25 protein-coding genes and 1 pseudogene are annotated in these 23,606 nt (G+C 65.5%); 10 read left to right on the top strand and 16 right to left on the bottom strand.

Annotated elements, in window-relative coordinates; genetic code table 11:
* The first annotated feature begins 83 nt into the window (after positions 1-83).
* The 3 genes from ACGF8A_RS03820 to ACGF8A_RS03810 all read left to right on the top strand — a co-directional run bounded on the left by ACGF8A_RS03820 (position 84) and on the right by ACGF8A_RS03810 (position 3,312).
* Positions 84-1,430 (top strand): transcriptional regulator, encoded by a 1,347-nt coding sequence (locus tag ACGF8A_RS03820; RefSeq protein ID WP_393103895.1) that lies wholly within the window; start codon positions 84-86, stop codon positions 1,428-1,430.
* 284 nt (positions 1,431-1,714) lie between these two features.
* The gene (locus tag ACGF8A_RS03815) at positions 1,715-2,755 is read left to right on the top strand and encodes an AAA family ATPase (RefSeq protein WP_393103893.1); all 1,041 of its coding nucleotides are present in this window, start codon (positions 1,715-1,717) and stop codon (positions 2,753-2,755) included.
* Positions 2,752-3,312 (top strand): guanylate kinase, encoded by a 561-nt coding sequence (locus ACGF8A_RS03810; protein WP_393103891.1) that lies wholly within the window; start codon positions 2,752-2,754, stop codon positions 3,310-3,312. Before ACGF8A_RS03815 ends, ACGF8A_RS03810 begins: the two co-directional genes overlap by 4 nt.
* A gap of 34 nt (positions 3,313-3,346) precedes the next feature.
* Here ACGF8A_RS03810 and ACGF8A_RS03805 read toward each other — a convergent pair whose 3' ends face one another.
* The 3 genes from ACGF8A_RS03805 to ACGF8A_RS03795 are packed head-to-tail and all read right to left on the bottom strand — an operon-like array spanning position 3,347 to position 6,002.
* On the bottom strand, positions 3,347-4,204 hold the full coding sequence (locus tag ACGF8A_RS03805; protein WP_393103889.1) for a DUF1932 domain-containing protein: 858 nt from the start codon (positions 4,202-4,204) through the stop codon (positions 3,347-3,349).
* Positions 4,201-4,875 carry an HAD family hydrolase gene (locus tag ACGF8A_RS03800; RefSeq protein ID WP_393103887.1) on the bottom strand — a complete coding sequence of 225 codons (675 nt, stop codon included), beginning with the start codon at positions 4,873-4,875 and terminating at the stop codon, positions 4,201-4,203. Before ACGF8A_RS03800 ends, ACGF8A_RS03805 begins: the two co-directional genes overlap by 4 nt.
* A gap of 14 nt (positions 4,876-4,889) precedes the next feature.
* On the bottom strand, positions 4,890-6,002 hold the full coding sequence (locus ACGF8A_RS03795; protein ID WP_393103885.1) for a DNA-methyltransferase: 1,113 nt from the start codon (positions 6,000-6,002) through the stop codon (positions 4,890-4,892).
* A gap of 177 nt (positions 6,003-6,179) precedes the next feature.
* Between ACGF8A_RS03795 and ACGF8A_RS03790 the strand changes: the two genes are divergently transcribed.
* The 5 genes from ACGF8A_RS03790 to ACGF8A_RS03770 are packed head-to-tail and all read left to right on the top strand — an operon-like array spanning position 6,180 to position 11,484.
* Positions 6,180-6,812, top strand: a complete 633-nt coding sequence (locus ACGF8A_RS03790; RefSeq protein ID WP_393103883.1) for a hypothetical protein — start codon at positions 6,180-6,182, stop codon at positions 6,810-6,812.
* Positions 6,812-8,947: a DEAD/DEAH box helicase family protein gene (locus ACGF8A_RS03785; protein ID WP_393103881.1), complete on the top strand. Its 2,136-nt coding sequence runs from the start codon at positions 6,812-6,814 to the stop codon at positions 8,945-8,947. The genes ACGF8A_RS03790 and ACGF8A_RS03785 overlap by 1 nt, the downstream gene beginning before the upstream one ends.
* A 22-nt stretch (positions 8,948-8,969) precedes the next feature.
* On the top strand, positions 8,970-9,152 hold the full coding sequence (locus ACGF8A_RS03780) for a hypothetical protein (RefSeq protein ID WP_393103879.1): 183 nt from the start codon (positions 8,970-8,972) through the stop codon (positions 9,150-9,152).
* Positions 9,152-11,101 carry an AAA family ATPase gene (locus ACGF8A_RS03775; RefSeq protein WP_393103877.1) on the top strand — a complete coding sequence of 650 codons (1,950 nt, stop codon included), beginning with the start codon at positions 9,152-9,154 and terminating at the stop codon, positions 11,099-11,101. Before ACGF8A_RS03780 ends, ACGF8A_RS03775 begins: the two co-directional genes overlap by 1 nt.
* Positions 11,101-11,484, top strand: coding sequence for a hypothetical protein (locus ACGF8A_RS03770; RefSeq protein ID WP_393103875.1), 384 nt, complete (start codon positions 11,101-11,103; stop codon positions 11,482-11,484). The genes ACGF8A_RS03775 and ACGF8A_RS03770 overlap by 1 nt, the downstream gene beginning before the upstream one ends.
* Before the next feature lie 127 nt (positions 11,485-11,611).
* Here the strand turns inward: ACGF8A_RS03770 and ACGF8A_RS03765 are convergent, their stop codons facing one another.
* From ACGF8A_RS03765 to ACGF8A_RS03735, 7 genes are all read right to left on the bottom strand, one after another.
* Positions 11,612-11,941 carry a hypothetical protein gene (locus ACGF8A_RS03765; protein WP_393103873.1) on the bottom strand — a complete coding sequence of 110 codons (330 nt, stop codon included), beginning with the start codon at positions 11,939-11,941 and terminating at the stop codon, positions 11,612-11,614.
* Between the two features lie 79 nt (positions 11,942-12,020).
* Positions 12,021-12,305 (bottom strand): hypothetical protein, encoded by a 285-nt coding sequence (locus tag ACGF8A_RS03760; RefSeq protein ID WP_393103871.1) that lies wholly within the window; start codon positions 12,303-12,305, stop codon positions 12,021-12,023.
* The gene (locus ACGF8A_RS03755; RefSeq protein WP_393103869.1) at positions 12,305-13,354 is read right to left on the bottom strand and encodes a major capsid protein; all 1,050 of its coding nucleotides are present in this window, start codon (positions 13,352-13,354) and stop codon (positions 12,305-12,307) included. Before ACGF8A_RS03755 ends, ACGF8A_RS03760 begins: the two co-directional genes overlap by 1 nt.
* Positions 13,355-13,368: 14 nt before the next feature.
* Positions 13,369-13,785, bottom strand: a complete 417-nt coding sequence (locus tag ACGF8A_RS03750; protein ID WP_306501640.1) for a head decoration protein — start codon at positions 13,783-13,785, stop codon at positions 13,369-13,371.
* Between the two features lie 108 nt (positions 13,786-13,893).
* The gene (locus tag ACGF8A_RS03745) at positions 13,894-14,601 is read right to left on the bottom strand and encodes a hypothetical protein (RefSeq protein ID WP_393103867.1); all 708 of its coding nucleotides are present in this window, start codon (positions 14,599-14,601) and stop codon (positions 13,894-13,896) included.
* 109 nt (positions 14,602-14,710) lie between these two features.
* The gene (locus ACGF8A_RS03740) at positions 14,711-15,592 is read right to left on the bottom strand and encodes a hypothetical protein (RefSeq protein WP_393103865.1); all 882 of its coding nucleotides are present in this window, start codon (positions 15,590-15,592) and stop codon (positions 14,711-14,713) included.
* Positions 15,589-16,464, bottom strand: coding sequence for a hypothetical protein (locus tag ACGF8A_RS03735; RefSeq protein ID WP_393103863.1), 876 nt, complete (start codon positions 16,462-16,464; stop codon positions 15,589-15,591). The genes ACGF8A_RS03740 and ACGF8A_RS03735 overlap by 4 nt, the downstream gene beginning before the upstream one ends.
* 318 nt (positions 16,465-16,782) lie before the next feature.
* On the opposite strand from ACGF8A_RS03735, the gene ACGF8A_RS03730 reads away from it, so the two are divergent.
* Both ACGF8A_RS03730 and ACGF8A_RS03725 read left to right on the top strand, forming a co-directional pair.
* Positions 16,783-17,538 (top strand): HAD family hydrolase, encoded by a 756-nt coding sequence (locus ACGF8A_RS03730; protein ID WP_393103861.1) that lies wholly within the window; start codon positions 16,783-16,785, stop codon positions 17,536-17,538.
* Complete coding sequence (locus tag ACGF8A_RS03725) at positions 17,510-18,187, top strand: hypothetical protein (RefSeq protein WP_393103859.1); 678 nt, start codon at positions 17,510-17,512, stop codon at positions 18,185-18,187. The genes ACGF8A_RS03730 and ACGF8A_RS03725 overlap by 29 nt, the downstream gene beginning before the upstream one ends.
* A gap of 75 nt (positions 18,188-18,262) precedes the next feature.
* On the opposite strand, the gene ACGF8A_RS03720 is transcribed toward ACGF8A_RS03725, so the two are convergent.
* The 6 genes and pseudogenes from ACGF8A_RS03720 to ACGF8A_RS03695 all read right to left on the bottom strand — a co-directional run.
* Positions 18,263-19,729 (bottom strand): terminase large subunit domain-containing protein, encoded by a 1,467-nt coding sequence (locus tag ACGF8A_RS03720; RefSeq protein ID WP_393103857.1) that lies wholly within the window; start codon positions 19,727-19,729, stop codon positions 18,263-18,265.
* 23 nt (positions 19,730-19,752) lie between these two features.
* Positions 19,753-20,286, bottom strand: a complete 534-nt coding sequence (locus ACGF8A_RS03715) for a hypothetical protein (protein WP_393103855.1) — start codon at positions 20,284-20,286, stop codon at positions 19,753-19,755.
* Positions 20,287-20,311: 25 nt separating this feature from the next.
* Positions 20,312-21,214 (bottom strand): ParB N-terminal domain-containing protein, encoded by a 903-nt coding sequence (locus ACGF8A_RS03710; protein WP_393103853.1) that lies wholly within the window; start codon positions 21,212-21,214, stop codon positions 20,312-20,314.
* Positions 21,215-21,216: 2 nt separating this feature from the next.
* On the bottom strand, positions 21,217-22,551 hold the full coding sequence (locus tag ACGF8A_RS03705; RefSeq protein ID WP_393103851.1) for a hypothetical protein: 1,335 nt from the start codon (positions 22,549-22,551) through the stop codon (positions 21,217-21,219).
* 134 nt (positions 22,552-22,685) lie between these two features.
* The gene (locus tag ACGF8A_RS03700; protein ID WP_393103849.1) at positions 22,686-23,087 is read right to left on the bottom strand and encodes a hypothetical protein; all 402 of its coding nucleotides are present in this window, start codon (positions 23,085-23,087) and stop codon (positions 22,686-22,688) included.
* Between the two features lie 278 nt (positions 23,088-23,365).
* Positions 23,366-23,606, bottom strand: a pseudogene (locus tag ACGF8A_RS03695) (hypothetical protein); the annotation flags it as partial.

Raw genomic sequence — 23,606 nt, 5'->3', positions numbered from 1 at the left:
CAACTTCAGAAGGGAGTTGCGCGGTACCGTGATCAGGGGTGTCGAAGGGTGTCGTTTCCGTTACCTCGGCCAGGGGGCGCTGCATGACGAACGATCGGCTTGTGAGTTGGCTCGACCGCTCAGGACTGAGTCGTGGCGCGTTGGCGCGACGCGTGAAGGCCAAGGCGTTGCTGTGGAACGAGCCCCATGTCGCCACCAGCACGACGCGGGTCCGCTTCTGGATCGAAGGACAGATTCCGCGCCAGCCGTTACCCGACATCATCGCGGCGGTCTTCTCGGATCACTTCGGATACCGGGTCACAACGTATGATCTCGGACTCGGGGAAGGCGCGGGCACTGAACGCGCGCTCGTGTACAACTCTTCCTACGCGGCTACCGTGGAGGTTGTCGCAGACCTCGGGAGAGCTGACGTGGATCGACGTAACTTCCTTGCAGGCGTGCCGTTCGCAGCCCTTGCCGGCGTAGGGCCATCGCGCGACTGGCTGATGAACACCCTCGACCAGAGTCCAGAGCCCGGCCCCCGCGTACGTCTTGAGGACGTGACGGCGGTGAGGAATATGTTCGGCGAGTTCCAGAAGATGGACGTACTTCAAGGAGGCGGTTCCGGTCGCCTGATCCTCGCCGAGTACATGAACCAGCACGTCTACCCTCTGCTCCGTCGCACCTACAGCGATGACGTGCGACGGGCACTCTGCGAAGCGGCGGCCGAGCAGACGTACCTCCTCGGGTGGATGGCCTACGACAATGGCGAACACGGCGTAGCCCAGAGGTATCTGATCCAGTCCTTGCGTCTCGCGGAGGAATCCGGCAACGCGGCCTTGGGATCCCACGTGCTCGCGGGTATGGCCGACCAGGCGACCCTTCTTGGAGATCCCGCCGAAGGACGGCGCTTGGCCCAAGCGGGGCGTCTCGGACTGACCCACGCGAACTCGCCGGCCTGCCTCGCGGACCTCTGGTGCCTGGAGGCGCGCGCGCTCGCACTGCTCGGAGACAAGACCGCGGCGACTCGGGCCGTGGTCGAGTCGGAGAAGGCGTACGCGAACGCGCGGCTGAATGAGGAGCCGGAGTGGGCGGCGTTCATCGATCCGGCCTACCTGCACGGCGAGCACGCCAATACGTTCCGGGACCTTGGGGACGCGGCTTCCGCGGACGAGCACGCCCGCAGGTCCATTGACCATGCCAGGAGCCAGAAGCGCGCTCGACGTGGGGCCATGTCGCAAGCCGCGCTTGCTGTCTCTCACTTGCAGAGGAACGACCTGGAAGCGGCCTACGCGGCCGGTGTTCGCACTTTGAACTTGACCCAGCAGGTGAGGTCCTCGCGTGCCGTAGAAGCCGTGCATGACCTTCAACGACGCATGCGACCCTTCGGCAGTCATCGGCTCGTGGCCGACTTCAACGAGCGGGCCAGGGAGCTCACCGCGGCAGCGTAATGACGAAGCGGGCGCTGCGCTTGGGACGGGGGCGCGGACGAACTCGTCGATGAGGGGACGCACGTCCTCGAGCAGCGCATGGTGAGGCTCCATCGGTTAATCGCCATGGAAGGCGAGGGGCTTGCAACGGTCACGTCGGTGTGACCATGACAGCGGTCCGGAGGCGTGCGGAGTATCACGAGCCGTTACCGAAGCTGCTCATCAGCCGTTCATGGCCGAAGGACCTGACTTTTCAACATCCGCTTTCACATGCGTTCATGAGAGGCTGACCTAGGCTCCGGATCATGACCAGGGATGGGCAGGCGGTAGGCGCAGTGGGGAAGAGTCGGCCGGGGTGGCGCCCGGACAGGCTGAGGCAGCAACGCGAAGCCCACGGCCTGACGCTCGAAGGCGCGGGCGAGCAACTGCGCGAGGTGGCACGGGCTGCGGGACTCGCGGTGCCGGCCGCTAACTTCCAGACGCTGTGGCAGCACGAGCAGGGCGAGGTCTATCCCGGACCGCACTATCGCCGCGCGTACTGCCTGTTGTACCGCGCGACCGAGCCTGAGCTCGGCTTCCGCAACGCCCTGCCTGACGAGGCTAGGAAGCTCAAGTTCACCGAGTCGAGCGAACCGCACAACGGGGCCCACGTGCTAGCTGTGGAGCGGGCGTTGCTTCAGCTCTCGCCCGGTACGGAGGACACCGACGGACGAGGCATACAGCAGCGCATCCTCGATGCCTGGAAGCGCCGCCACACCGGCGGCGACCCGAACAAGCCGACGCTGATGATGGTCGGGGGGTACGCAGGCAGCGGGAAGTCGGAGTTCGCTCGCTTCATATCCCAGCTCACCGGCTGGCCCGTCCTCGACAAGGACCCGATCACGCGCCCCCTCGTCGAGCGCCTCCTCGTAGAAATGGGCAGCGACCCGAATGACCGGCACACCGACCTCTACAGGGAGAAGGTCCGCCCGCTGGAGTACCAGTGCCTACTGGAGACCGCGTACGCGAACATCGACTGCGCGATCAGCACTGTACTCACCGCGCCGTTCATCGCCGAGGCCACCGATCCTCGGTGGATGCGGCGCCTGATCAACCGCTGCGAAGCACGTGGCGTCACCGTCGCTGTCGTCTGGATCCAGTGCGACCTCGACACTATGCACGAGTACATCAGCTTCCGGTCCGCCGCCCGGGACAGCTGGAAACTCCAGAACTGGGACACGTACGCAGCCGGGATCGATCCCGCGTTGAGGCCTGTTGTGCCGCACTTGGTTGTCGACAACCGCCTTGGCGCCGCCATATCGCTCACGGACCAGGTACGCCAGGTTTTCGGAGCGGTGTTCCAGTGAGGCGGGGCATCCTGCTGTACGGGCCGCCGGCGGCAGGCAAGGACACCGTCACCGACGTACTCACCGAACTCGGTGCCCGGTACGTACGGTTCGCCCGGCTCAAGATCGGGAAGGGAAACACCAAGGGCTACCGGATGGGCACACCGGAGAATCTGGCTGACCTTGAAGCACGCGGCGACGTCATCTACCGGAACGAACGGTATGGCAACGTCTATGTCGTCGACCGGCCCGGTCTCGAACAGGCCATGCAGGGCGGCAGGACGCCCATCGTCCACCTCGGTCAGATGGCGGGGGTCGAGCAGGTGACCGCCCTCTTCCCAGCGCACTGGGTGCGCGTTCTGCTGTGGTGCTCCAGGGAGACCACCGCCCTACGCTCGCCACAGCGGGGCGACACCGACACATCAGCTCGGTTGGCCGCGTGGGACGCCACCCAGGCCGATCTTGCGGCTCATCCCCAGGCTCAGTGGGAGCTGCGCGTGGACACGGACACGACGGCACCTCAGGAAGCCGCGAAGAAGATCGATGCCATCGTCCGCACGACGTCGCCGCGCTCCTGACAGCCAAGACGTCGGCGACCCGTCGCTGCGATCCTCAACGCGGGTCGTCCAGGTCCCGCTCACCGCGTAGGGCTTCGAGTGCTTCCTCGATGTCCAGTCGCTCGTCTCTCTTGCCGTCCCACCGGGCGAGTGTCGCAGCAGCCGCGTGCATCAGGGAGTCCGGCAGGCCGGCGTGGGCTAGCAGAGCCGCTGCATCCTCGAGTTCCGGGCCCCAACGCCAGGCCCGAGCTGCGGTCTTGGGGATGTAGTCGGTCTCCACCAGGTAGCTGCCGGTGCGCTTGGCCGCAATCACCAGCAGCTCGTCCGCGACGCCGTACGATTCAGCGGCTCCGTACGCCACGGCAGCAAGGACGCGGGAGACCTTCTGGTAGCTGGAGTAGGCGAGCTTGAGTGCGGATGCTTGGCCGATGCTGTCGCCGAGGACGTGGGTCCGGACATCCGTTCCCGCGAGGAGTTCAACGATCTGGCCGCTCTGCTTGCCGGGGCCAGACAGATAGAGCGTCGGGGTCTTGCCGCCCACCGGAGGCGATCCCACCACCGCGGCATCGACGACTGGCACGGGGAGCAGGCGGTCGGCGATGCGCTGCACGCGCGGCGGAGCAACGGCGTTCGCTTCGACATAGATAGTGCCCGCGCCGACCATGTCAAGCTCGGCCACCTGAGCGGCGACCTCCTCCGCAGCGGCCGGTGGGCATAGGGAGAGCAACACATCGGAGCGGGAAACGAGCTCGGGCAGTGCCTCGGGTTCGAGACCCGCGTGCTCAGCCCTGCGGCAGGTAGCGTCGCTGCGTCCGTCAGGACACCACAAAACGGTGTGGCCACAGGCGCGCATCTGGGAGCCGAAGGCAGATCCCATGCTGCCGGGGTGCAGCAGACCGACGGTGTACGTCATGCCGTGGCCTTCGCGTGGTCGGCGCCGTGCAGAAGCAGGTGGTCGATGGCGGCGCGTGCGTGCGGCACCGTGTGGTCGGGCCCGCGGTCGGCCAGCGGCCATGAGCGACTGTCGCTGACCCAGATGGTGTGCAACCCCGCAGAGCGTCCGCCGCCGATGTCGTTGATCGGGTTGTCACCGACCATCCAGCCGCCATCGCCCAGCACGGCGCCGCAGCGGGCCGCAGCCAGAGCGAAGTGTCGGCGCTGCGGTTTGCGTGCGTCAGCCTCCTCGGAGACGAAGATGCCGTCCACACGCTCGGCGATACCAGCGGTCCTCAACTTGGCGCGCTGGATGTCCACCGCACCGTTGGTCGCTACTCCCACCCGCCAGCCGGCTCCCCGCAGCTCGTCCAAGCCATCGAGGATCTCGTCCGGGCACGACACCGAGGCTACGATGTCGGCGCAGTACGTGCGCCACAACTCCTCGGGCGACATGGGCAGCCGGTAGTGGGCGCGGATCACTTCGAATGTGGACGGATAGGCCCGCTCGGCCACCATGCCCAGCACGTACGCCCGCTCCTCGCCATCCAGACCGTGCCGGGCGGTGAACTCGGCGGACCAGTCGGCCACCGTTTCCCGCCGGTCCACGAGTGTGTTGTCGAGGTCGAAGAGAACCAGGAGGCGCGACATTACGGAGCGAGACGTCAACCAGCGTCGATACTCAACTGGGTCGAGGTGTTTGTGGGCACCGCTCTGGCGCCTTCCTCGATCTCGTTGTTCGGCGGTGTTGAGACGTCTGTCAACTCCAGCGTGGCGCCCCCCTCGATCTTCTTCACCGCCCGCTGGATGGCCTTGAGGTCCTGGCCCTCCATGAACCGCACAGCAGAGAGAGCAGCGTATGCAGGGTCCAGCTCGAACGACAGCCAGCTCCTGCCCAGGTCTTCCGCAGCTCGGCCAGTCGTGTTCGACCCTCCGAAGAAGTCCACAACGACGTCTCCCGGATCGGTCAGCATCTTAATGAAGAATGTGGGCAGCTTGATCGGGAATCGAGCGGGGTGACCCGGGCGCTCCATCGCCTTCAACGTGCGAAGATACGCATCGTTGGACTGGCTATTAGGGAGCTCAAGCAGATTGGGAATCTCAAGCAGATCCTCAACCAGATGGGGAATCTCAAGCAGATTCGAAGGAAGCGCGCCACCGTTATCGACACCGAATGCCTTGCCGATGCTGTGGTGAGACGGCCTTTCCTTTGGCGTGTAATAGGCTGCGGGGTCCTTTAGCAGCTGCTGCATGGCCTTGGAGTAGGGTACGCGAACCTTACCGACATCAGCCTTCGGCCGCTCGGTTTTCGAGAGCCACCAAACCGTATTGACGGCGTCTTTGGCGCGATACTTACGCTTGTTTACCCATTCAATGGGCGACGGCAGCTTAGCAGGGTTGTACCAATAGAACTCCTCGGCCAGGAAGTAGCCAAGGTCGTCAACAAATGCAAGCAGTGCACGGAATTGATGGAGCGACCTCACCGGTTCGCCTTGTTGGTAAGCGCCACCAATGTCGATCACGAGGCTACCCGTGGGCTTGAGGGCATCCTTCGCCAGCTTCGCGAACTTCACGAGCCAGGCGACGTACTCCTCTTGATCCTTGTTCCCGTAAGCCTTCTTACGCAGGAGAGGGAAGGGAGGGCTTGTCATGAAGAGGTCGACACTGTTCGCCGGCAACTCGCCAAGCAGCTCCAGGCTGTCACCTGTGAGCTGAGCGCCGTGCGGCGTGGTGTAGCAAACGCGACCCGACCGCAGGCGATCAAGGACGTCCTGCATGTAGAGCCCCTCCGCAACTGATCAACCCCAGACACTATAGCGGCCACTGGGGCTGCTGGCTGCCACTACGACGCCCTGGGCCAGGCAAAATCCCCCGAGCCAGGCCGAATGTCAGTGGCGTCTGAGACTGTGTACATGGTCAACGACGGACAGTAGGGTTGCGGACGAGGGGGAGGCGTGGGGTCGACAACGCCCGGCTGGCTCACGCTGCCGGAGGACGAGTTTCAGGAGCGGTACCGCCCTGCCAAGAACTTCACCAGCGGCTACCTGCATCGTGTGCTGGTCCGCGCCTTGGGGTCTGCCGTCGACGGGGTACCCCCCGACGAAGCCCTGAGGCGCAAGCCACTCGTTCTCGATCTGGCCTCGCCGCTGCCGCCACGCCTCCGCTTCTACGTGTATACGGCGACGCAGCACCCATCCGAGCGTCAGCCGGGGACGTTCAAGATCCAGTTGTCAGTCGGTGTCACGCGCGATGGCACGCCCGCACCCGCGAAGGCGAAGCGACTCTGGTTCGATCGCGCTGACAACATTCGGCCGATCGCGATGGGGTATCACCCTGACTGGAACCTGTTCATCTTGTGGGACGCCGATCTGCATGACCTGAATGGCGGCTTTACGAACTCCAAAAATGTACAAACTCCGCCTGAAATCGTCTGGGCCGCCTTGGCGAAGGACATCTCTCACGGATCCCGCAGGCTTCATGGGGGATTGACGGAGACGATCGTCGCCGCCCGCCCCCATCGTCTCGTGGATGCACTGAGTCTGCGAATCGACCTGAGCAATGAAGCAATGTGCGAGGGGTTGTTCTGATGCTCAGGGACCTCGGCAGCCTGCGAACTGAATACACCACGGATACCGACGATATCCCCCGTGACTTCTATGACCCGTGTCTGCGTGAAGCGTCCCACTATGACCGAATCACTGGCTTCTTCAGCTCGACGGCGTTCCATCTGATTCAGTCCGGGCTTGAGGCTTTCTTCCTGCAAAACTCGGGCTCCATGCGCATCCTGTGCTCGCCCAGGCTGAGCACAGCCGATGCCGACAGTCTCGTTTACGGCTACGAAGTTCGCGACGACGCTGAGCTCGTGACGAAACTGCGAGGTGAACTCACACAGCTTCTTCGCTCTTCTCATGCCGACACCGCCCGCCTGCTGGCTGCACTGGTCGCCTCAGGACGGTTGGATGTGAAGTTGGCCCGCGTCACGCCCAAGGCGTCCATTCACAACAAACGCATGTTCCATGACAAAGTGGGACTTTTCACTGACGCCGCTGGGGATGTCGTCGGCTTCCGCGGATCCGCCAACGAGAGCTACCTCGGGCTCTCGCCTGACGGCAACATCGAATCGATCGATGTGTGGCCGTCTTGGGATGGCGGCCGTGACGCCGAGCGGGCCCGCCATGCCGTCGCTCGCTTCGAGCGACTCTGGGAAGGGGTCGTCCCGGGTGTCACAGTCATCGGCCTCCCACATGAGATCAGAGAGGAGCTGGAGCACGTCGCGGAAGACGCGGACCTCACCGCCCTGCTACGCGACGTCGCTGCAGGGCGGATCGGGCGACCGCCCAAAGAGGAGTTCACGCTCGGAGGCATCCAACTTCGCGAACATCAGCGCGCCGCAGTACGTGCATGGGAGGCTCACGACCACACCGGACTACTGGCCCACGCCACGGGCTCCGGCAAGACAATCACCGGTCTCTACTCTGCCGGCCTCGCTCTCGAGCAAGGTCTGACGCCACTGATCCTCGTACCCTCCCGTCTGCTACTGGATCAGTGGGCGAAGCAGGTTCACGAACTACTCGGCGCCCGCCCAGTGCTGGCGGGTGGTGGCCACGATCGCTGGAGCCGTAGCGGCGCACTCCGTGCCGCAGTGGAATCCAGCCGCCCTGGACGCAAGCACGTCTTGATTGCAGTCCTCAACACGGCGTCCAGCCCTGCATTTCGGGCGCAACTGCGACCGGTGGCCGGCAAGGTGTTCACTATCGCTGACGAAGCACATCGACTGGGCAGTCCTCGGTTCCGCACCATCCTCGAGTGGCTCGATACCCCTTGGCGTCTCGGGCTGAGCGCCACACCGGAACGGGCCAACGACCCAGAAGGCACATCTGCGGTCGACAGCTACTTCGGTGGTGTCATCCATGAGTACACCTTGAAGGATGCCCTTGACGACGGCGTACTTGCCCCGTACGTCTACCACCCGTCCTGGGTGGGCCTGACGGAGGACGAAGAGGAACGCTGGGATCGCCTGACCAGCGAGATCCGGCAGCGATACGCCATGGCCCAGGCACCTGGCGCAACGTCCCACACTCAAGACCAATTGCGCCGAAAGCTCATCGAGCGAGCCCGTATCGCCAAGGGCGCGGCGCTCAAGGTATCCCGAGCTGCTGACCTTGTGGCAGAGCACTATCGTCCCGAAAAGGATCAGAAGTGGCTCATCTACTGCGATAACCAGGACCAAATGTCCCTGGTGCGGCAAGCACTCTCAGCCAGAGGAATTTCTTCGCTTGAGTACCACAGCCAAATGCGCGGGGACTCGGAAGCCACACTAAGGCTATTTGATATCAGCGGCGGGATCGTGGTCGCGATCAAGTGCCTGGATGAGGGTGTAGATATCCCTTCCGCCTCACATGCTCTGATCCTGGCCAGTTCGCGCAATCCGCGCGAATTCATTCAGCGACGAGGGCGGATCCTTCGGCGTTCTCCTAACAAGACTGTAGCTACGCTGATCGACGTATTGGTTCTGCCAGAAACTACGCAGAGGGATGATCCATCGTGGCCTCTCGTTGTAGGTGAACTGTCACGAGCCATCCAATTCGCCGGTTGGAGTATCACACAGAGTTCCGTTTCGATTCTGGAAGACAAGTGGGTATCGATGGGGTTGTCTCTCAGCCAGCTTGATGAGATCCGACCGGAGGGTATCGAGGACGATGAGGGGGAAGCGGATGCCTGACCGAAGTGAGGAGACGGCAGACTTGCTGGCGACCGTGGAAGAGGTTCGGAAGGAACGTTATCCGGACCTGGATCCTGAACTAGTCAGCGAAATCCTTCGGGTGCAGCACCAGTTCGCCGAGGACCACACCGAAGCCCGCAAGCGTACGGAACAGATCGTCAACCGGTGGGTTACCCAACGGGCCTCTGCTGAGGGGGCCAACTGATGTTGACTCTTGATCGACTTACAGTCGAAGACTTCGGCCCTTATCGGGGACGCCAGGAGATGGTCTTCTCCAGCGACCGCGGGGTCTACATCGTCTACGGACCCAACGGGCGCGGTAAGACCACTCTCCACAACGCCTTCCGGTACGCACTGTACGGCGAAATTCATGGCCGCCGCGGCACGGAAGATGCCTCTGACCTCGTAAACACCGAGGCGCGCAAGGAGGCAGGCGGCGTGGGAGCCTTCGAAACAGTGCTGGACTTCCACGAAAAGGGTGTTCCCTACCGTCTGATCCGACGGTACGACGAGGACACACAACCGAACGAAACCGTCATCTTGCAGCGCGACGGCGAGGTGCTGTCTCCGGATGATTCCAGGAGGATCATCCAGATGATCGCGCCGGAATCGGTAAGCCAGTTCTTCCTGTTCGACGGTGAGCTCCTTCGCCAGTACGAGGACTTGCTTGACCCGGGGAGCGAAAAGGGTGCCGAGCTGGAGCGGAGCATCGAACGGGTTCTCGGTATTCCTATCGTCGGCAATGCAAAAGCCGACGCCGTAGCGATCTCGCGAGCCGCATCAAAGCAACTGAGCGAGCAGTACGCCGCCAACGACGAGACCAACCGTATGGGCCTGGCTCTCAAGGAAGCCCAGGACGTGCGCGACCGTCTCCAGCAAGACTACAGCGAGATCGAATCCCAGATCGAGGCGGGCCAGAATCGCATCTCCGAGCTCGATGTTTTGCTACGCGAGCAGCAGAAGGCTCAGCACATCCTCGGGAAGATCGATCAACTGGAAGTGCAGATCGCAGGAGTAAAAGGCCGGGAGACAGCGGCGATAGCCGCCCTTGACGAGCTTTCCCCAGACCTGTGGAAAGCTGTTATGGCTCGCTCCGCAGCTGCACGTCTCGCCGAAGTTGACAGTGCTGTCGCCATGGCGGAGACCGAGCTCAGCGAAGCCGCGGCCGCCATGAGAGATCTGGCGCACCTACACACATCGAACGACTGCCCGGTCTGTCGGCGTGAGATCCCGCCGGCCTTGCATGCGGAACTGACCGAGAAGATCAAGCAAATCGCATCGACTGGGCACCAGGAGGACGTGCAGACTCGCTTGGATCGGCTTCGGGCAAAGCGTCACACTCTTCAGACTCTCGCCCAACAGGACGTTCGCCTCATCGTGGAACGTGACGCCAACCTTCGCCAAGTGCGGCTGGAGCAGGAGGAGCTGGAGGGGGACATCACCGAGCTGAGGCTGCAGATTGACGAGATTGGGCAGAGCGAGGAGCAGGTTCGCGCGCTGTCTACCGAGCGCGATGAGCGCCACGCCAAGCTCGAGCGCGATAAAGATCGCCTTGCGGCTCACGAAGAGAAGATCCGCCTGAAGGAACTTGACATCGAGGACTTCAAGCGGCGGCTCCGGAAGCAGGTGACCCCAGACCGCACTGTCGAGTTGAAGGACGAGGTGGCCCAACGTCTCCGCGATCTGTTCAGCGACTCGATCGACGCGTACAGAACGAAGCTTCGCCGCCGTGTCGAAAAGCACGCCTCAGAAATCTTCCGCGTCCTGGCGTCCGAACCCGACTACGTGGGGCTGCGCATCACCGACAGCTACGGGCTTGAGATCCTTGACAAGGATGGCGAAGTAGTGAGGCGATCCGCAGGCTACGAGCATCTCGTAGCCTTGTCCCTGATTGCCGCCCTCCAGGACAGCGCAGCAGTACGGGGACCAGTGGTCATGGACTACCCATTCGGTCGCCTGGATACCGACAACACGGCGCACGTCGTCGCCGCTCTGCCACGAATGGCGCGACAGGTGATCCTGCTCTCGTTCGACGGAGAGTTTGATCGAGCAGCTGCGCTCCAGGCCCTGGGCGGCAACCTCGTGGCCGAGTACCAGTTGGAGCGGCGAAGCTCCAAGCACACTGTGATTGAGCGTCGGAGGGCGGCTGTCTGATGGCTGATCTCAAGAACATCTCGCTCACCATCGAGGCGACCCAGGCCGCAGATGATCTCCTCCACTGGCTGGGCATTTCGGAGAAGACAACGCAGTTGGCGGACCGAGTACGCCTCGGTTTCGCCTATGCGATCGAAAACCAAGTCGACCTGGACCGCGCCCCTGGCACCCGCGGCGGGAGCAACTACGACACCGGTGGCCTTGACCCCGACGGTCTGATGGCCGAGACAGTCAAGATCTACTACCCCGAGCCCGGTGTTATCGCGGAGCCTTATCGGGCCGTGGAGATCTTGATGAACAAGGGGCTACTCCTGCTCGGCGAGCACTGGTCGACAGGAGAAATTGGCAGCATGGGCGACCTCGTCGACAGGCCGGGGGGCTGACACCAACTCTCGTCAGGTAAGTCATCGACGGGTAGCTCCGACCTTGGCGCCTACGATTCAAGACGCGTGGGCACGCCGCAGCCTTGCCGGCGTGCCCACGCAGGCAGCTCCCACCCGACACAAGCCGTTACCTGTAGCGGCGCGTGGACACCAGCCACGTCATTTCCAGCGCCTCGTCTGCATCGTCCTCGCCGTCCGAACCATCCGGCGGAGGAACTTGGTGCACTTGCTCAATCTGCCGCTCGATACCCCGCAGGTTCTCCTGAAGGTCCATGGTCACCACTCCGTCCACGGTGACCTTCAGCGGGTCGGCCAAGAGCTTGGCGCGCCGCTCACCCAGCACCTCGAGTGCGACCGCGCGCACCGACCGCAGGCGAAAGAAGCGGCGTTCAAGGTCAGCGGAGTCAGCGTCCGGGCCGAGCTGCGCAAGGAGCCACGATCGCTGGAACTCGTCCACCGGGTTCACATCCCTCAACTTGAGGCACGGCCCGGAGCCAGACGGGGGAAGCCGGCTCCGGGCCGTACGCATGAGCGTATTACGTGGAGGACGATCGGGTCCGCCGAGACGACGACTTCTTCGTGCCCCCGCCAGTCTCGCCCTGCCCTGGGCCTGACTCGCCGCCGCCCGCGGCTGGGCCCGGCTCGCCGACTGGGATCGGCTCCGGTTCGGCGTCATCCTGCAGGGGCACGTCCCAGGCGTCTGGATTCGTCACCAGGGCAGCGATCTCCGGCGCCGGGCTCTCGCCCGGCAGCAGGATCAGGTTCTCGTGGGTCGTCGGATCCTTCACGTACACGGCGGCGATCAGTCGGCGCACCTGCATCAGAGCACCTTCGCCACGATGTGCGCGTCCGGGGTGTGCATCACAGGCATGCCGACCGCGGCACCCTTGGTCCAGATCTGCACGGGGTCATCCTGGACACCGCGCGTGATGATCAGGCCGGGAGCGTCCTCCCGGATGATCTCCGGGTTCGACCCGCGCGACAGCACCAGGGCCTCCGCGGTCACCCCGTACATGGTCTGCGCCCACTTCTCCCGCTCCGGTGGCACCAGAATCCACAGGTCCTCCGGCAGCACCTTGCGGGGCTTGCCGTCCACCCGCACCTGGGCCTTGTAGAACTGGATCGGCGGCAGGCTGTAGTTGCCGCGCACCACGTTGATCTGCTGCGGGGTGAGCGTGGCCGTCGGCGTGGTCGACGGGTTCACGCTGCCGTAGTACGCCGCCCTGTAGGCGTTGTTCGCCGCCAGGTAGCTGAACGCCTTCCGGCTAGTGATCACCAGCTCCGGCTCCGGCGCGCCAATGTCGTCCAGGTGCTGGATCCACCGCAGCTCGTCCGCGATCGGGTCGGAGGTCGGATCCGACCATGGGATCCGCGCGACCGGCATGTTCTCGGCGGGGACGTTCCAGTCCACCTCCAGCGTCAGGCCGTTCTCCTGCTCCAGCGTGAAACGGCCGTCCGTGAGCACGTCGCCGGCGGCCAGCTCCAGCCGGGAGCGGATGGCTTCGACGTGCCGTTCCACGTCGTCGTACAGCAGCTCGATCAGCCGGTCCTGATCCGAGCCGTGCGACGCTTCCAGCAGGATCTGCTCCTGCTCGGAGACGACGAGCTTCTGCCCCAGCGCGGGCAGCGCGCCCTCGCGGGAGGTCTGCCACGCCTCACGGGTCGCGAACGGCACCGAGGCGTTGAACGCCCGGTACTTGGCGACGTTGACGTACCGGCCGGAGTCCTTCGTACGCCACTTCACCTCCCGCATCTCCACCGTCGGGAAGATCGTCTGCGTGAGGAGGAAGTCCTTCGGGGACGGGATCGCCCTGGCGAACGCCGTCAGGTCCATGACCGAGACGTCCTTGAGCAGGTCCTGAATCGTCACAGCTCAGCCCCCGCTCACACGAAGCGGATCTGCGCGGCACGCGGGTGCCACACGAGCTGGGACACGTCGATGCCGCCCGGGACCTTCGACGCCTTCACCGCGCCGTGCCACAGCAGCGCGGCCGGAACGCGGGTCTGGCCCGGCGCGAACGGGGCCTCGGCGATCACGAACCCGCGCAGGATCTGGCGACCGCAGTGCGCCTCCGGGTCATACGGGCCGTACAGGCCAGACTCCGCGACCCTGCCGACCGGCACACCGGACAGCACCCGGCCGTACGGGTCGCAGCCGTCGCCGCACACGTAGTGCGTACCCTCGCAGAACAGGTTCAGGTCGAGCGTGATCGTGTCGACAGAGTCGGTGCCGTGCAGGGACGCCAGCCACTCGCGGTTGGCGGTGGTGTACTCGGACTTCGAGACGGGCTGGATGGTCATGTGCTTGCTCTCCATGGACGCTGCGGTCAGATTCCGCACACCGCCCACGGAGGCGATGCCGTCCACGAAGTTCAGGGGGCGTGGTCCCCCAAGATCAGGTGCCTGGTACTACCGGGCTGCGGAGTCGCTGAACTCCGGGATCAGGCCACGGCGCTTGGCCATCTCCAGCCCGGCCGAACCGGGCTTGGACACGGGGGCTGTACGGGTCGGGCCGCGACCGGCCGGTGCACCCGCAGGCGCGGCCGGCACCGGCGTGCGGACCTCACCGAACAGCTCCGGTCGCCTGGCTCGCAGGGCCTCGGCCGCCGACTGGATCTGCGCCTCGTCCGCTTCCTCGTCGTCCACGGCCAGCAGACGCTCCGCGTCCACCAAGTCGTCGCCTTCCGCGCCGAGCGCCACGAGCGCGGCCCGGCGAAGCGCGGCCCTCTCCCGTTCGGCGGCCAGCTCCTCCCGGCGGGCGGCCTGCAACTCCCGCTCGGCAGCCGCCTGTTCCCTGCGCTCTACCTCCGACAGCGCGGCTTGCTCGGCTTCCCGCTGCGCGGTCACGAACTCGGTGAGCGCCTTCGGGGAGTCGAACCCGAGCGTGGACAACAGCCGCTTGATAGCTGCCCGTTCGCCCTGGGCCTTCTCGCGGGTGAGCATCTTGCCCAACCGGTCCTGGGTGACCGTGACCTGCTGCTCCTGGCCGCCGCTGTCCGTGGCGTCGTCGAGCTGGTCGTTCGTGTCGTCCTCCGGCGAGGCACCAAGAATCGGGTAGATCGGCCGCCCGTCACGGCGGTGGCCGACAGGACGGCGAGGCGGCAGGGGCCGGACCATACATCTCCTCCAGAGCGCGCCCCCGCGCTGACGGCCAGTGTAGCCACCTGCACCGACACGACCACGAGCCTTGTCCCACCGCGCCCAGAGGCACCACTCCGAGGCCGCGTCACCGGCCCGCCTCCACCGGCTCCCGCTCGCTCACCTTCCTCACCCCGGCCGACCCCGACCCGTCGTCCTCCTCCTGGTCCTCGTCGTCCTCGTCGCGGCCGCGCCGGGCAGCGGCCTCCGCCATCCGCACCGCCGCCTCCTGCTCTGCCTTCGCCCTGATCCGCTCCACCTCCTGGGACGCGTCCTTGATCGGGTACCCGGCCTCCAGCAGCATCGCCACCGCCGTCTCCAGCGACAGCACCCCTGCTCCGTACGCCTTGACGACCTCCTCCAGCACCGCCCCCCGATCCGTCGGCGTGTGCGGCGCCCACGCCAGGCGCGCCGGCAGTGCCTCCCCGGCCGTCCAGCCCTCCGCCCGTCCGGCCTGGTAGAGCCGCTGCACCATCTTGAACAGCAGCCGGTACTTGTGTTCACGGGCGAGTCGCATCATTCCGATCAGCGCATCCAGCGGCCCCAGCGCCAGCTTCAGCGCGTACCCCGACGGCACCTCCGTGGCCTCCAGCGTCCCGAGCCCGGCCGCCGTCACCCGGCTGTTCGCCGCGATCCGCTCCAGCAGGTGATCCACCCGCGCCCGCAGTTCGGCCAGCTGCGGCGACGTGTCCAACGCGTCCATCCGCCCGGTCTCGCCGAGCTGCCACACCGCACCGGCCTTCACCTGAAGCTCCTGCGGCTTGCCCGTCGCCCGGTCCACCGGCAGCCGCGCACCCGCGAGCCCGATGATCGGCGTGCCCGTCGTCGCCGAGGCCGCCGAGCTGTCCGAGTCTGTGGCCGCGAGCTCATCGAGCGCCTGCAATACCCGCGCCAGAATCGACCGCCCCCAGTGCTCCCCACCGTCCGGGATTGTGTTCGCGATGTGCACCACCGGCACGAAGTCGATCAACAGATCCGCCGGTTCAGCTCCGTGCCATCCGGCCGTACCCGGAAGCTCGCCTTGTCCATCGGCAGCCGGTCCAGCGTCTCGCCGTTCTTCAGATCCTCCAGCAGCCACTCCGCGTCCGTGAGGTAGCACGTCACGTTGGACGTCCGGCCCGGCTCCCACGGATACTGCCGTCCACCAGCCGCCGCACCGTCGTCGCCGGGCTCGCCGTCCTCGGAGATCGGACCCAGCTCGTACGTCACCCGACGCACCCTGGCCTTCAGCCCAGCGGCGTCGTCCGCCGGCAGCTCCCACGCCAGATGCACCCGGCTCGGGAAGTCCTCGTCCTCGTCGTCCCACTGCGGGAAGAAGAACCCCGGATCGTAGACCCGCAACGTCGGCCGCTGCTTCTCCGGGTTCCACGCCAGCACCATCACGCTGTCCCCAAGGAGCACCGCCGCCCGCTCCGCCTGCTGGACCCGAAACGTCAGCAGCTCCTTGTCCGCCCACTTCCGCAATCGCTCCTGCACTGCGGTGGCCTCCGCCGCACCAGGCGTCGGCGTCTCCCCGTCGGCGTTCTCCGCCCCCTCGACCGTGATCTTCTGCTCCGAGCCGAGGAGGTAACCGAGCGCGGTGTCCACAAGGTTCGCCGCGTCGCCCAGCTCCCGCCGCTCCAGCGCGCCCTCGTCGCCCCCGACCGCCGCGAGCTGCCCGGCCTGGTTGTTGTCGTACGCCGCCAGCACCTTGTACGCGGCCAGCCGCCGCAGCTCCTGCGGCGGCACCCACGTTTTGGCCAGCTCCGGAAACGCGCGGCTGCCGGGACGCCCGACATCGGCCATCACCGGCTTGTAGTTCAGCCACGACCAGGCATCGATGACGAATTGGCGCAGGCCCACGAGTCCCCTATGTCAGTCGGCCCCGCGCCTTCTGCAGCATACTCAGCCGACTGCATCTTAGGTGGTCAGGAGGCCACGACCTGTCACAACTGCGGCCCACAACCTTGAGTTCAAGGGCCTTTGTCCTAGGGCGCGATGAAGGCAAGGTGGATCACGAAGCCAGAAGACGGGAATACACATTTTGCACAATATGCCCATCTCGACCAGGATTCGCAGGCAGGATGAAAATCTACATTTCAATAATCACATCGGCCACGAAAGCAGCTCATTGACTCGACAAGGCTTATTAGTAGCCCAACCCCTTGCTATGGTATCGCCATGAAAGGCATGGTGATCGTATTCGATGGCGACGATACGCTATGGGAAACGGAGTCGCTTTATGAGGATGCGCTGACTGAAGCGGCCGAGTACGTGGAAGATCTCGGGCTGGAGGGTGCTACCTGGATCCAAGCGCAGCGTGAATATGATCTGCGGAATGTGACCACTATGGGTCTCTCAAGTAAGCGTTTCCCCGCCTCATGCGTGCAGGCCTACCGCAAAGTTGCGTCAAACGCTGGAAACTCCACGAGCATCATGAGCGAGGCCAGAATTCGCAAAATTGCTGAGTCGGTTTTCACGCAACCAGCAAAGCTTATGCCGGGCGTCGTCGATGCCATTAATCGCGCAAGCAGGTGGGCTCCGCTCGCCCTCCTCACGGCCGGCGATCAAACCGTGCAGATTCGGCGGATCGCCCACAGCGGTCTCGCTACCAACTTTTCTTGCATGCGCATCGTTCCCCGGAAGACCGATGCGGTGTTTCTTGAGATCACCGAGGAATTCAACGCTACTCCTGCCAAATCATGGTCTATTGGTAATAGCCTCCCGTCAGACATTAACCCTGCGCTGCGCGCCGGTCTATCCGCCGTCTGGGTACCAGCAGATGTGTGGGCTTACGAACACCGCGAAACGGAGGTGGAGAAAGGTAGACTGCTGCGCGCCTCATCGATTTCTGAGGCGGTTGATGAGATCATCGCGCAGTCGCCTGCAGCATTATTGGAGCGCCAGCGTGAACCAAGACCCCAAAGCCTCGAATGACACCACCCAAGTTTTTCACCGCGTTGACGAAGTGGGCATCACGTTCATTGATGTGCTGTTCGCTTTGGTTGTTAGTCGTATTCTAGCTGCGGCTACGGATGCGAGCTCGTTGCCTGCACATGCGATTAGCCACCTGCTGGTAGCGGCAGCCCTAACTACCTTTAGTTGGGTAGGTTATCACAACAGCGCCAACAGACCTCAATACCCAATTCGCTTTATCAATTTGCCATTCTGGCAATTCTTGATCGACGTCTTGCTCGTCGGTGACTATTGGTTCGTTGCGGCGACAGTTGAGTACGTCCCGGAAATTTCCGCACGGCCGAATAGCCCAACGAGTGCCCAGCCCGAAGCTCTAGGCGTATTTCTAGCCTTCATTCTTTACGCGCTGTGGGACGAGGTGAGTCGCCGCATTTACGCAAGCTCTAGATATGCGGATGACACGGACGGCAGTGAAGGCAGTGAACGTCTTCGCAGGAGACGAGTCACTTGGGTATTTTCACTGATGAGCACTGCGGTCTTCGTCGTGACCCTGGTATGGATGCCACGCGATGGCGGAAAGGTTGTCGCTCTGGATGTGGCACTTCTGCTGATCCTTGCCTTTTATCGGATCGCCAAGGACTGGCCTGCCGCCAAGTTCAAAAAGTCGTAAGCCCACGAGGACGCCAGTTGCCGCCTGATGGTGCTATTTGGCCAGCATAAGAAGCGTGTACGGCGAACACCACGGTTACCGACGACCGCTGAGGCGCTGGTCATCCCCACTGCGCGGAGGCGGCATGGTCGGGTCAAGGAACAGATCCCACAGCGCCCATACCGCCGAGTCAAGCAGGTCCGGGGAGTCCTCCGTCTCGCCCTGCCCGACGAACGTCGTCATCTGCTCCTCCAGCTCAGCGAACACCCGCGCAGAGCCCACGTGATGCACACGCGCCTGCTCGTACATCTGCGCTGCCGGGGCCGCCCGCGCCCGCTTTCCGCGCGTTGCGTGAACGATGCGCCAGTTCACGGTCGGGTCCACCTGCTCCAGGAGTGCGGGCAGGTAGTCGCCGCCGTTGTTCGCCTCGATGACCACGCAGTCCGCCCGGTGCTCGTGATACAGCGTGGCGGCCCGCTTCATCGCCTGCGTCGGCGTGTACCGGTCCTGCTCGCAGTGCAGCAGATACCCGCGGGGCCGGTCGTCCCCGAACATCGTCTCCACCGGGAAGCCGCGTCCCGCCACCGTGAACGCGGTCATGTCTGCGTTCTCGTGGCTCTTGGTCGCCGGGTCCACGGACACCACCACGCGCTGGAGGTCTGGCAGATGCTCGGGCCGGGGCCGGAAGCCCTCGACCTCCAGCATCCAGCCCTTCCACAGCGCGCCCTCCACGTCCTCGAGTAGCTCGCCGGACAGTTCCTGACGGCCGAGGCGTGTGCCGGCGTACTCCTCCTCCAGCTCCTCCCGGGCCGCGGCCGACAGGTTCGCGTCGTTCTCCCGCATGTGCCCGCGGGTCAGCACCACCCGAGGCGGCGCCCCTCCCTCCGCGTGCGTCTTCTCCTGGGCACGGCCGCGCTCAACGAGGCGCTTGACGTGTGGGAGCGGTTTCGGGGTCGTGGAGATGACGACCTGCGGGGTGTCGGCCTCACGCAGGCAGAACCACAGCATGTCGTAGACCTCTTGCGCGGTGTGCCGCGACCAGGCCGCGTACTCGTCGCACCACGCCTTGTCGAACGCCCAACCGCGCAGGTTGTCCGGCGTCTCCGCACCGAACCCCCGGATCAGCGTGCCGTTCGTCAGCCGGAGCGTCGTCTCACCGAGCGAGGAGTTGTACTTCGCTACCTCCTCCGGCGGGAACACGGACAGCAGCCCCGACTTCGGGGACTCGAAGCAGATGTCCCGCACCAGCGTCGCGTTCTTCGCCACCACCGCGATCTGCAACCCCGGCGTCTGCGCCCACTCCCGGACCGCCTCCGCCGCCGTCCGCGACTTCCCCCAACCACGGCCGGTGAGCAGCATCCACACCGTCCACAGCCACAGCGGCTGACGCTGCGCCGCACGGGCATGGTGATGCAGCCAGCCCGCGTGAGGCAGCCCGTCACAGTCCGGGACCTCGCACGCCCACCTGCGCGCCGACAGCTCATCGGCCCGTACCAGTGCCGCGACCTCGGCCTTCAACTGCTCGTCGCTCATCACCGACGGGTCCGCGAACCCCTCGACCATGCGACGCTTCGCCCGGCCGCGGCTCACTGCGCGCCCTCCGACAACCTGCGCTCCAGCTCCCGGCGCAGCTGATCCATTCGCGCCCGGCGCTCCTCGTCCGACAGGGAGGCCACGTCCACGCCCTGGTCCCGGTCCTCGACCGTCCCGGCTGCCGGTGCCTCACCCACGGCCCGCCGCTCGATCTCCGCCGCGACCTGGATGTAGCGCAGCAGCTCCGACGGCGACAGCTCCCGCGGGTCGAGTGTCTGGAGCCGAGCCACCGCCTTGCTCTGCACGGCTTGCGCCAACTTCGCGTGCCTGCGGGCGATTTCCCGCCGCGCTTGCGCCTGCTCCGCGAGGAACAGCCGGTCCTGCTCCCGGTCGTACGCCGCGGCCCGCATCACCCATGCGAACTGCCGCGACCACCGGCCCACCAGCGCGCGGGATTTATGCAACTCCCGTGCCACCTTCGTGACACTCCGCGCCGGACCGAGATCGCGGTACACGGCGAACGCCTCGAACGCCTGGACCGACTCCCCGCTCTGCCGCTCCCAGGACTCCACGGTGCCCTCGGCCACCGCTCACCTCCTGGCCGACGGCCGACTAGTGACTCTGTGCGGCCAGGACTTCCAGCGCCCGCCACGGCTCGTCGGCCGGCACGGTGCCGTCCTGCACCATCCGGTCGATGGCAGCCCGCACGACAGCCGCGGTCTCCACCGGCACGTCCCGAACGCCGAACACGGCTTCCAGCGGTGCTGTCCCCGCCCGCGTCGGTTCCCCGGAGGCGGCATCGAACCAGCCCTCGGCCAGCTCCCCGAGGTGCCGCTCGAACACTGCGAGGATCACGCCGAGCGCCGTCGCACTGTTGCCGATCTTGTACGCGGCCCGGGAGGTCTCCAGCGCATCGAGCACCGGCTCGTACTGCTCCAGCCCGGCCACCCACCGCTGGTCCGCCGTCGCCGTGGCCCGGGCCGCGTCGAACGCGGCTTCCGCCCGCTCCAGCTCATCGGGCAGGAACATGAACTGCACGGACGCGAAGTCGAGGTTCGCCTCACCCAGGGAGGCGACGTCCACCTTCTCCAGCAGGTCCAGGGCCTTGTCGTCCAGGCCCGTGTACTGTCGCCACTCCACCGACTCCAGCTCGTCGTACAGCTCCTTGAGGATCGCCGGATCGTCCTGTCCCGCGATGGCGTTGTGCGAGAGCTGGAGCGCGATCTGCCGCTGGCGGGGCAGCGGCTCGTCTATCTGCATCCACCAGATCTGCGACAGGCCGGCCTCGATCGCGGCGAGCGTGCGGTGGTTGCCGGACAGGACGACCAGCCGCCCCGTCTCGCGGTCGTTCCACACCAGCGGCGTCGAGGTCAGGCAGCCATCCCGCTCGATGTTCGCCACGAGCTGCCGGAACTGCTCGTGCGGCAGGAACCGCGCGTTGACGTCGAGCAGCGTCAGCGTGCGCGGGTCGCCCTGCACCATCTGCGGCGGGGCGAGGCGCGTGGTCTCCTCCATAATCAGACTCCCGTCTTCGTCGTCTGGGCGCCCCACCGCTTCGCCCATGTCTCAAGGGCCTCGGCCAACGAGTGCTGGCCCATCACCCCCTGGTACTGGAGCTGGAACTTCCAGCCGTTCTCGTTCGACGGGCTGCGCTTGTGCAGCCGCAGCAGACCGCGGTACTTCATCGACACCGGGTTGTTGCTGAACGCCGTCGTCGCCACCCGCCGGATCCGCCGCGAGAACGCCCGCTGGCACAGCAACTGCGCCTCTGCGCTCGTGGCCGCCAGCACGATCAGCTTCGACAACCGCGGGTAGTCGGTCGGCGCGACCGCGAAGTCCGAGAGCACATAAGCCTCGTCCGGCGTGAACGTGCTCGGAGCCATCGCGAACACGCCCAGCAGCCGTCCTCCGCCGTCCTTCACCGCCACAGCCAGGTTCGCCGCGCCCGGCGCAATCCTCGGGTTGAGATACCGGGAGCGCAGCGCGTTGAACTGGCCGGGCTTCAGCAGCGACAGCATGAGCGGGCCGACCAGTTCGTCACCCTCGCGCAGGCGGGGGACCTTCACCGGCTCGATCGGCTGGCGCGGGGCGACGATCCTCGTCCGGGCCTGACTGGCATACACGTAGAAGGGAGCGGCGCGCGGGGTCGCCTTGATCACACCGCGCAGGTAGGGGTGCAGCTCGGGCACGTCGTGGTTGGAGGCCGTCAGCCAGTACGGCCGGTCCGTGATCGCGCCGAGCACGCTGACCACGTCGTCGTCGGACAGTGGCTCGTACTCGGGCGCGTCCCAGGTGAAGTGTGCCTCCAGCGGCTCGTACAGCTTCTCGTAGCCGCCGCCGTAGAAGGGAGGGAAGGAACACACCGGGGCGTCGCGGGGAACCTTCTGGAGCCAGGAGCGCACGTCTTCCACCTCGTACGAGGCGAGTTCGATGTCCGAGCCGGACAGCCGCTCGACCGTCTCCGCGTGCTTGGCCTTCCACTGCTCCCGGTAGGAGCGCACGACCCGTTCGTGCCACAGCCCCTCGCGGCCGACGCTGGCGAGGAACCGGGTGCCGAGCATGAGCGTGGCGACGGTGCCCACGCCGTCGTCCAAGGAGTCCGCGAGCCAGCCGAGTTCGTCTCGGCTCTCCTCGCGGAGCTGGATGCCGACTGGTTGCCGGGTGAGCCACCGACCGACGGCACTGGTGTAGATGGACACGTCGGAGGAGTGGAGGGCGAAGCCCATGCCGGCCACGCTGCGCTCGATGGTGAAGTTGCCGCAGCACGGGACGTACACCGGGCCGCTGGGCCAGCCGCTGGCGGTCTCGCGCACGATGGAGCGCATGGGGCCCGGGATGGTGCCCTGGAACATCTCTCGCCTCCCGACGAACAACAGCGCCCGGCCTCGGCGGGGTGCCGGGGCCGGGCGCTGCGCTGGAACCTTACACAAGGAGCAGGCAGCTCCTTGGAATAATGTCACCTATCTTTGGGGCGCGGTTCCGACGCTCAGATCAAGGTGCCCTGCTGATCCATCGGAGACAGCTCGCGCACGTCGTCCCCCGTGACGTCCTTCCACCAGGCGGCGAACACGCGACGGTGACACCACAGGCCCGGCTTGGCCAGGTCCTCGAAGCAGAGCAGCACCAGGCGGTGATCACCTTCGGCCTGCGCGATCTGCCGCAAGTGCGCGGCGATTCGCTCGGGGCCGAGCTGGTCGAGGTCGGCGCGGTAGGCCGTCGTGAACTCAGGCTCAGGCTGGGAGAGGTAGTCCCGACGCGGCGCGAGCTCCCGCACCGAGTGGGTGAGGGAGTAGGGGAGTTTGAAGCGGGGAGCGCCCAGGGTGATGCGCACCGGCACCCCTTGCGGGGGCTGGAACGCCTGGAAGCGGTTGGTGAACAGGGTGAGCACGTGGCCATTCCTTTCGTGGTGCTCAGATGCCGGGGTGCGTCGGCGTCGCCGCCGACGTCCTCGGTGACCGATGATGCCGCCCGCTCGGACCTGCAGAGGGCCTGAGCGGCACCGGGCGGGCAGGGAGAGTCCCCCTGCCCGCCCGGCCCGGGGCCGAAAACGGGTTGGAGTTCCTGGAGGAATTCCAGCGGAAATGGGCGCGGCCGGAATTCCGGCCGCGCCCACCCGCTCAAGCCCACAGGAGAGGAGGGGCGCGACCGCCACCGCGCCCCTCCGTTCTACTTCGCTGCCGCTTCAGCCTTCTTGGCGGGCGTCCGGCGCGCCGGCGCCTTGGTACCCGTGGCGCGCGCCGCAGGCTTCGCGGCGGGCTTGGCCGCCGCCTTCTTCGCCGTGGGCTGCGGCTCCTCCGCCGCCTTCACCTCAGCCCGGATCCACCGGCTGACGTCTGTGGACAACTTCTTCGGGAACGAGGAAGAGCCTTGTGACCTGCGATGATGGGAGTTCTTGAAGCTTCCAGCA

Source organism: Streptomyces sp. NPDC047706, assembly GCF_043204795.1.
Taxonomy (GTDB): Bacteria; Actinomycetota; Actinomycetes; order Streptomycetales; family Streptomycetaceae; genus Streptomyces.
This window is presented reverse-complemented; position numbering and strand designations above follow the sequence as displayed.

Bases quoted from the DNA above. Each gene is read 5' to 3' on its own strand.
- ACGF8A_RS03820 (WP_393103895.1), top strand. From the start codon at position 84: ATGACGAACGATCGGCTTGTGAGTTGGCTCGACCGCTCAGGACTGAGT.
- ACGF8A_RS03815 (WP_393103893.1), top strand. From the start codon at position 1,715: ATGACCAGGGATGGGCAGGCGGTAGGCGCAGTGGGGAAGAGTCGGCCG.
- ACGF8A_RS03805 (WP_393103889.1), bottom strand. From the start codon at position 4,204: ATGACGTACACCGTCGGTCTGCTGCACCCCGGCAGCATGGGATCTGCC.
- ACGF8A_RS03800 (WP_393103887.1), bottom strand. From the start codon at position 4,875: ATGTCGCGCCTCCTGGTTCTCTTCGACCTCGACAACACACTCGTGGAC.
- ACGF8A_RS03795 (WP_393103885.1), bottom strand. From the start codon at position 6,002: ATGCAGGACGTCCTTGATCGCCTGCGGTCGGGTCGCGTTTGCTACACC.
- ACGF8A_RS03785 (WP_393103881.1), top strand. From the start codon at position 6,812: ATGCTCAGGGACCTCGGCAGCCTGCGAACTGAATACACCACGGATACC.
- ACGF8A_RS03775 (WP_393103877.1), top strand. From the start codon at position 9,152: ATGTTGACTCTTGATCGACTTACAGTCGAAGACTTCGGCCCTTATCGG.
- ACGF8A_RS03770 (WP_393103875.1), top strand. From the start codon at position 11,101: ATGGCTGATCTCAAGAACATCTCGCTCACCATCGAGGCGACCCAGGCC.
- ACGF8A_RS03760 (WP_393103871.1), bottom strand. From the start codon at position 12,305: ATGCAGGTGCGCCGACTGATCGCCGCCGTGTACGTGAAGGATCCGACG.
- ACGF8A_RS03750 (WP_306501640.1), bottom strand. From the start codon at position 13,785: ATGACCATCCAGCCCGTCTCGAAGTCCGAGTACACCACCGCCAACCGC.
- ACGF8A_RS03745 (WP_393103867.1), bottom strand. From the start codon at position 14,601: ATGGTCCGGCCCCTGCCGCCTCGCCGTCCTGTCGGCCACCGCCGTGAC.
- ACGF8A_RS03730 (WP_393103861.1), top strand. From the start codon at position 16,783: ATGAAAGGCATGGTGATCGTATTCGATGGCGACGATACGCTATGGGAA.
- ACGF8A_RS03720 (WP_393103857.1), bottom strand. From the start codon at position 19,729: ATGGTCGAGGGGTTCGCGGACCCGTCGGTGATGAGCGACGAGCAGTTG.
- ACGF8A_RS03710 (WP_393103853.1), bottom strand. From the start codon at position 21,214: ATGGAGGAGACCACGCGCCTCGCCCCGCCGCAGATGGTGCAGGGCGAC.
- ACGF8A_RS03705 (WP_393103851.1), bottom strand. From the start codon at position 22,551: ATGTTCCAGGGCACCATCCCGGGCCCCATGCGCTCCATCGTGCGCGAG.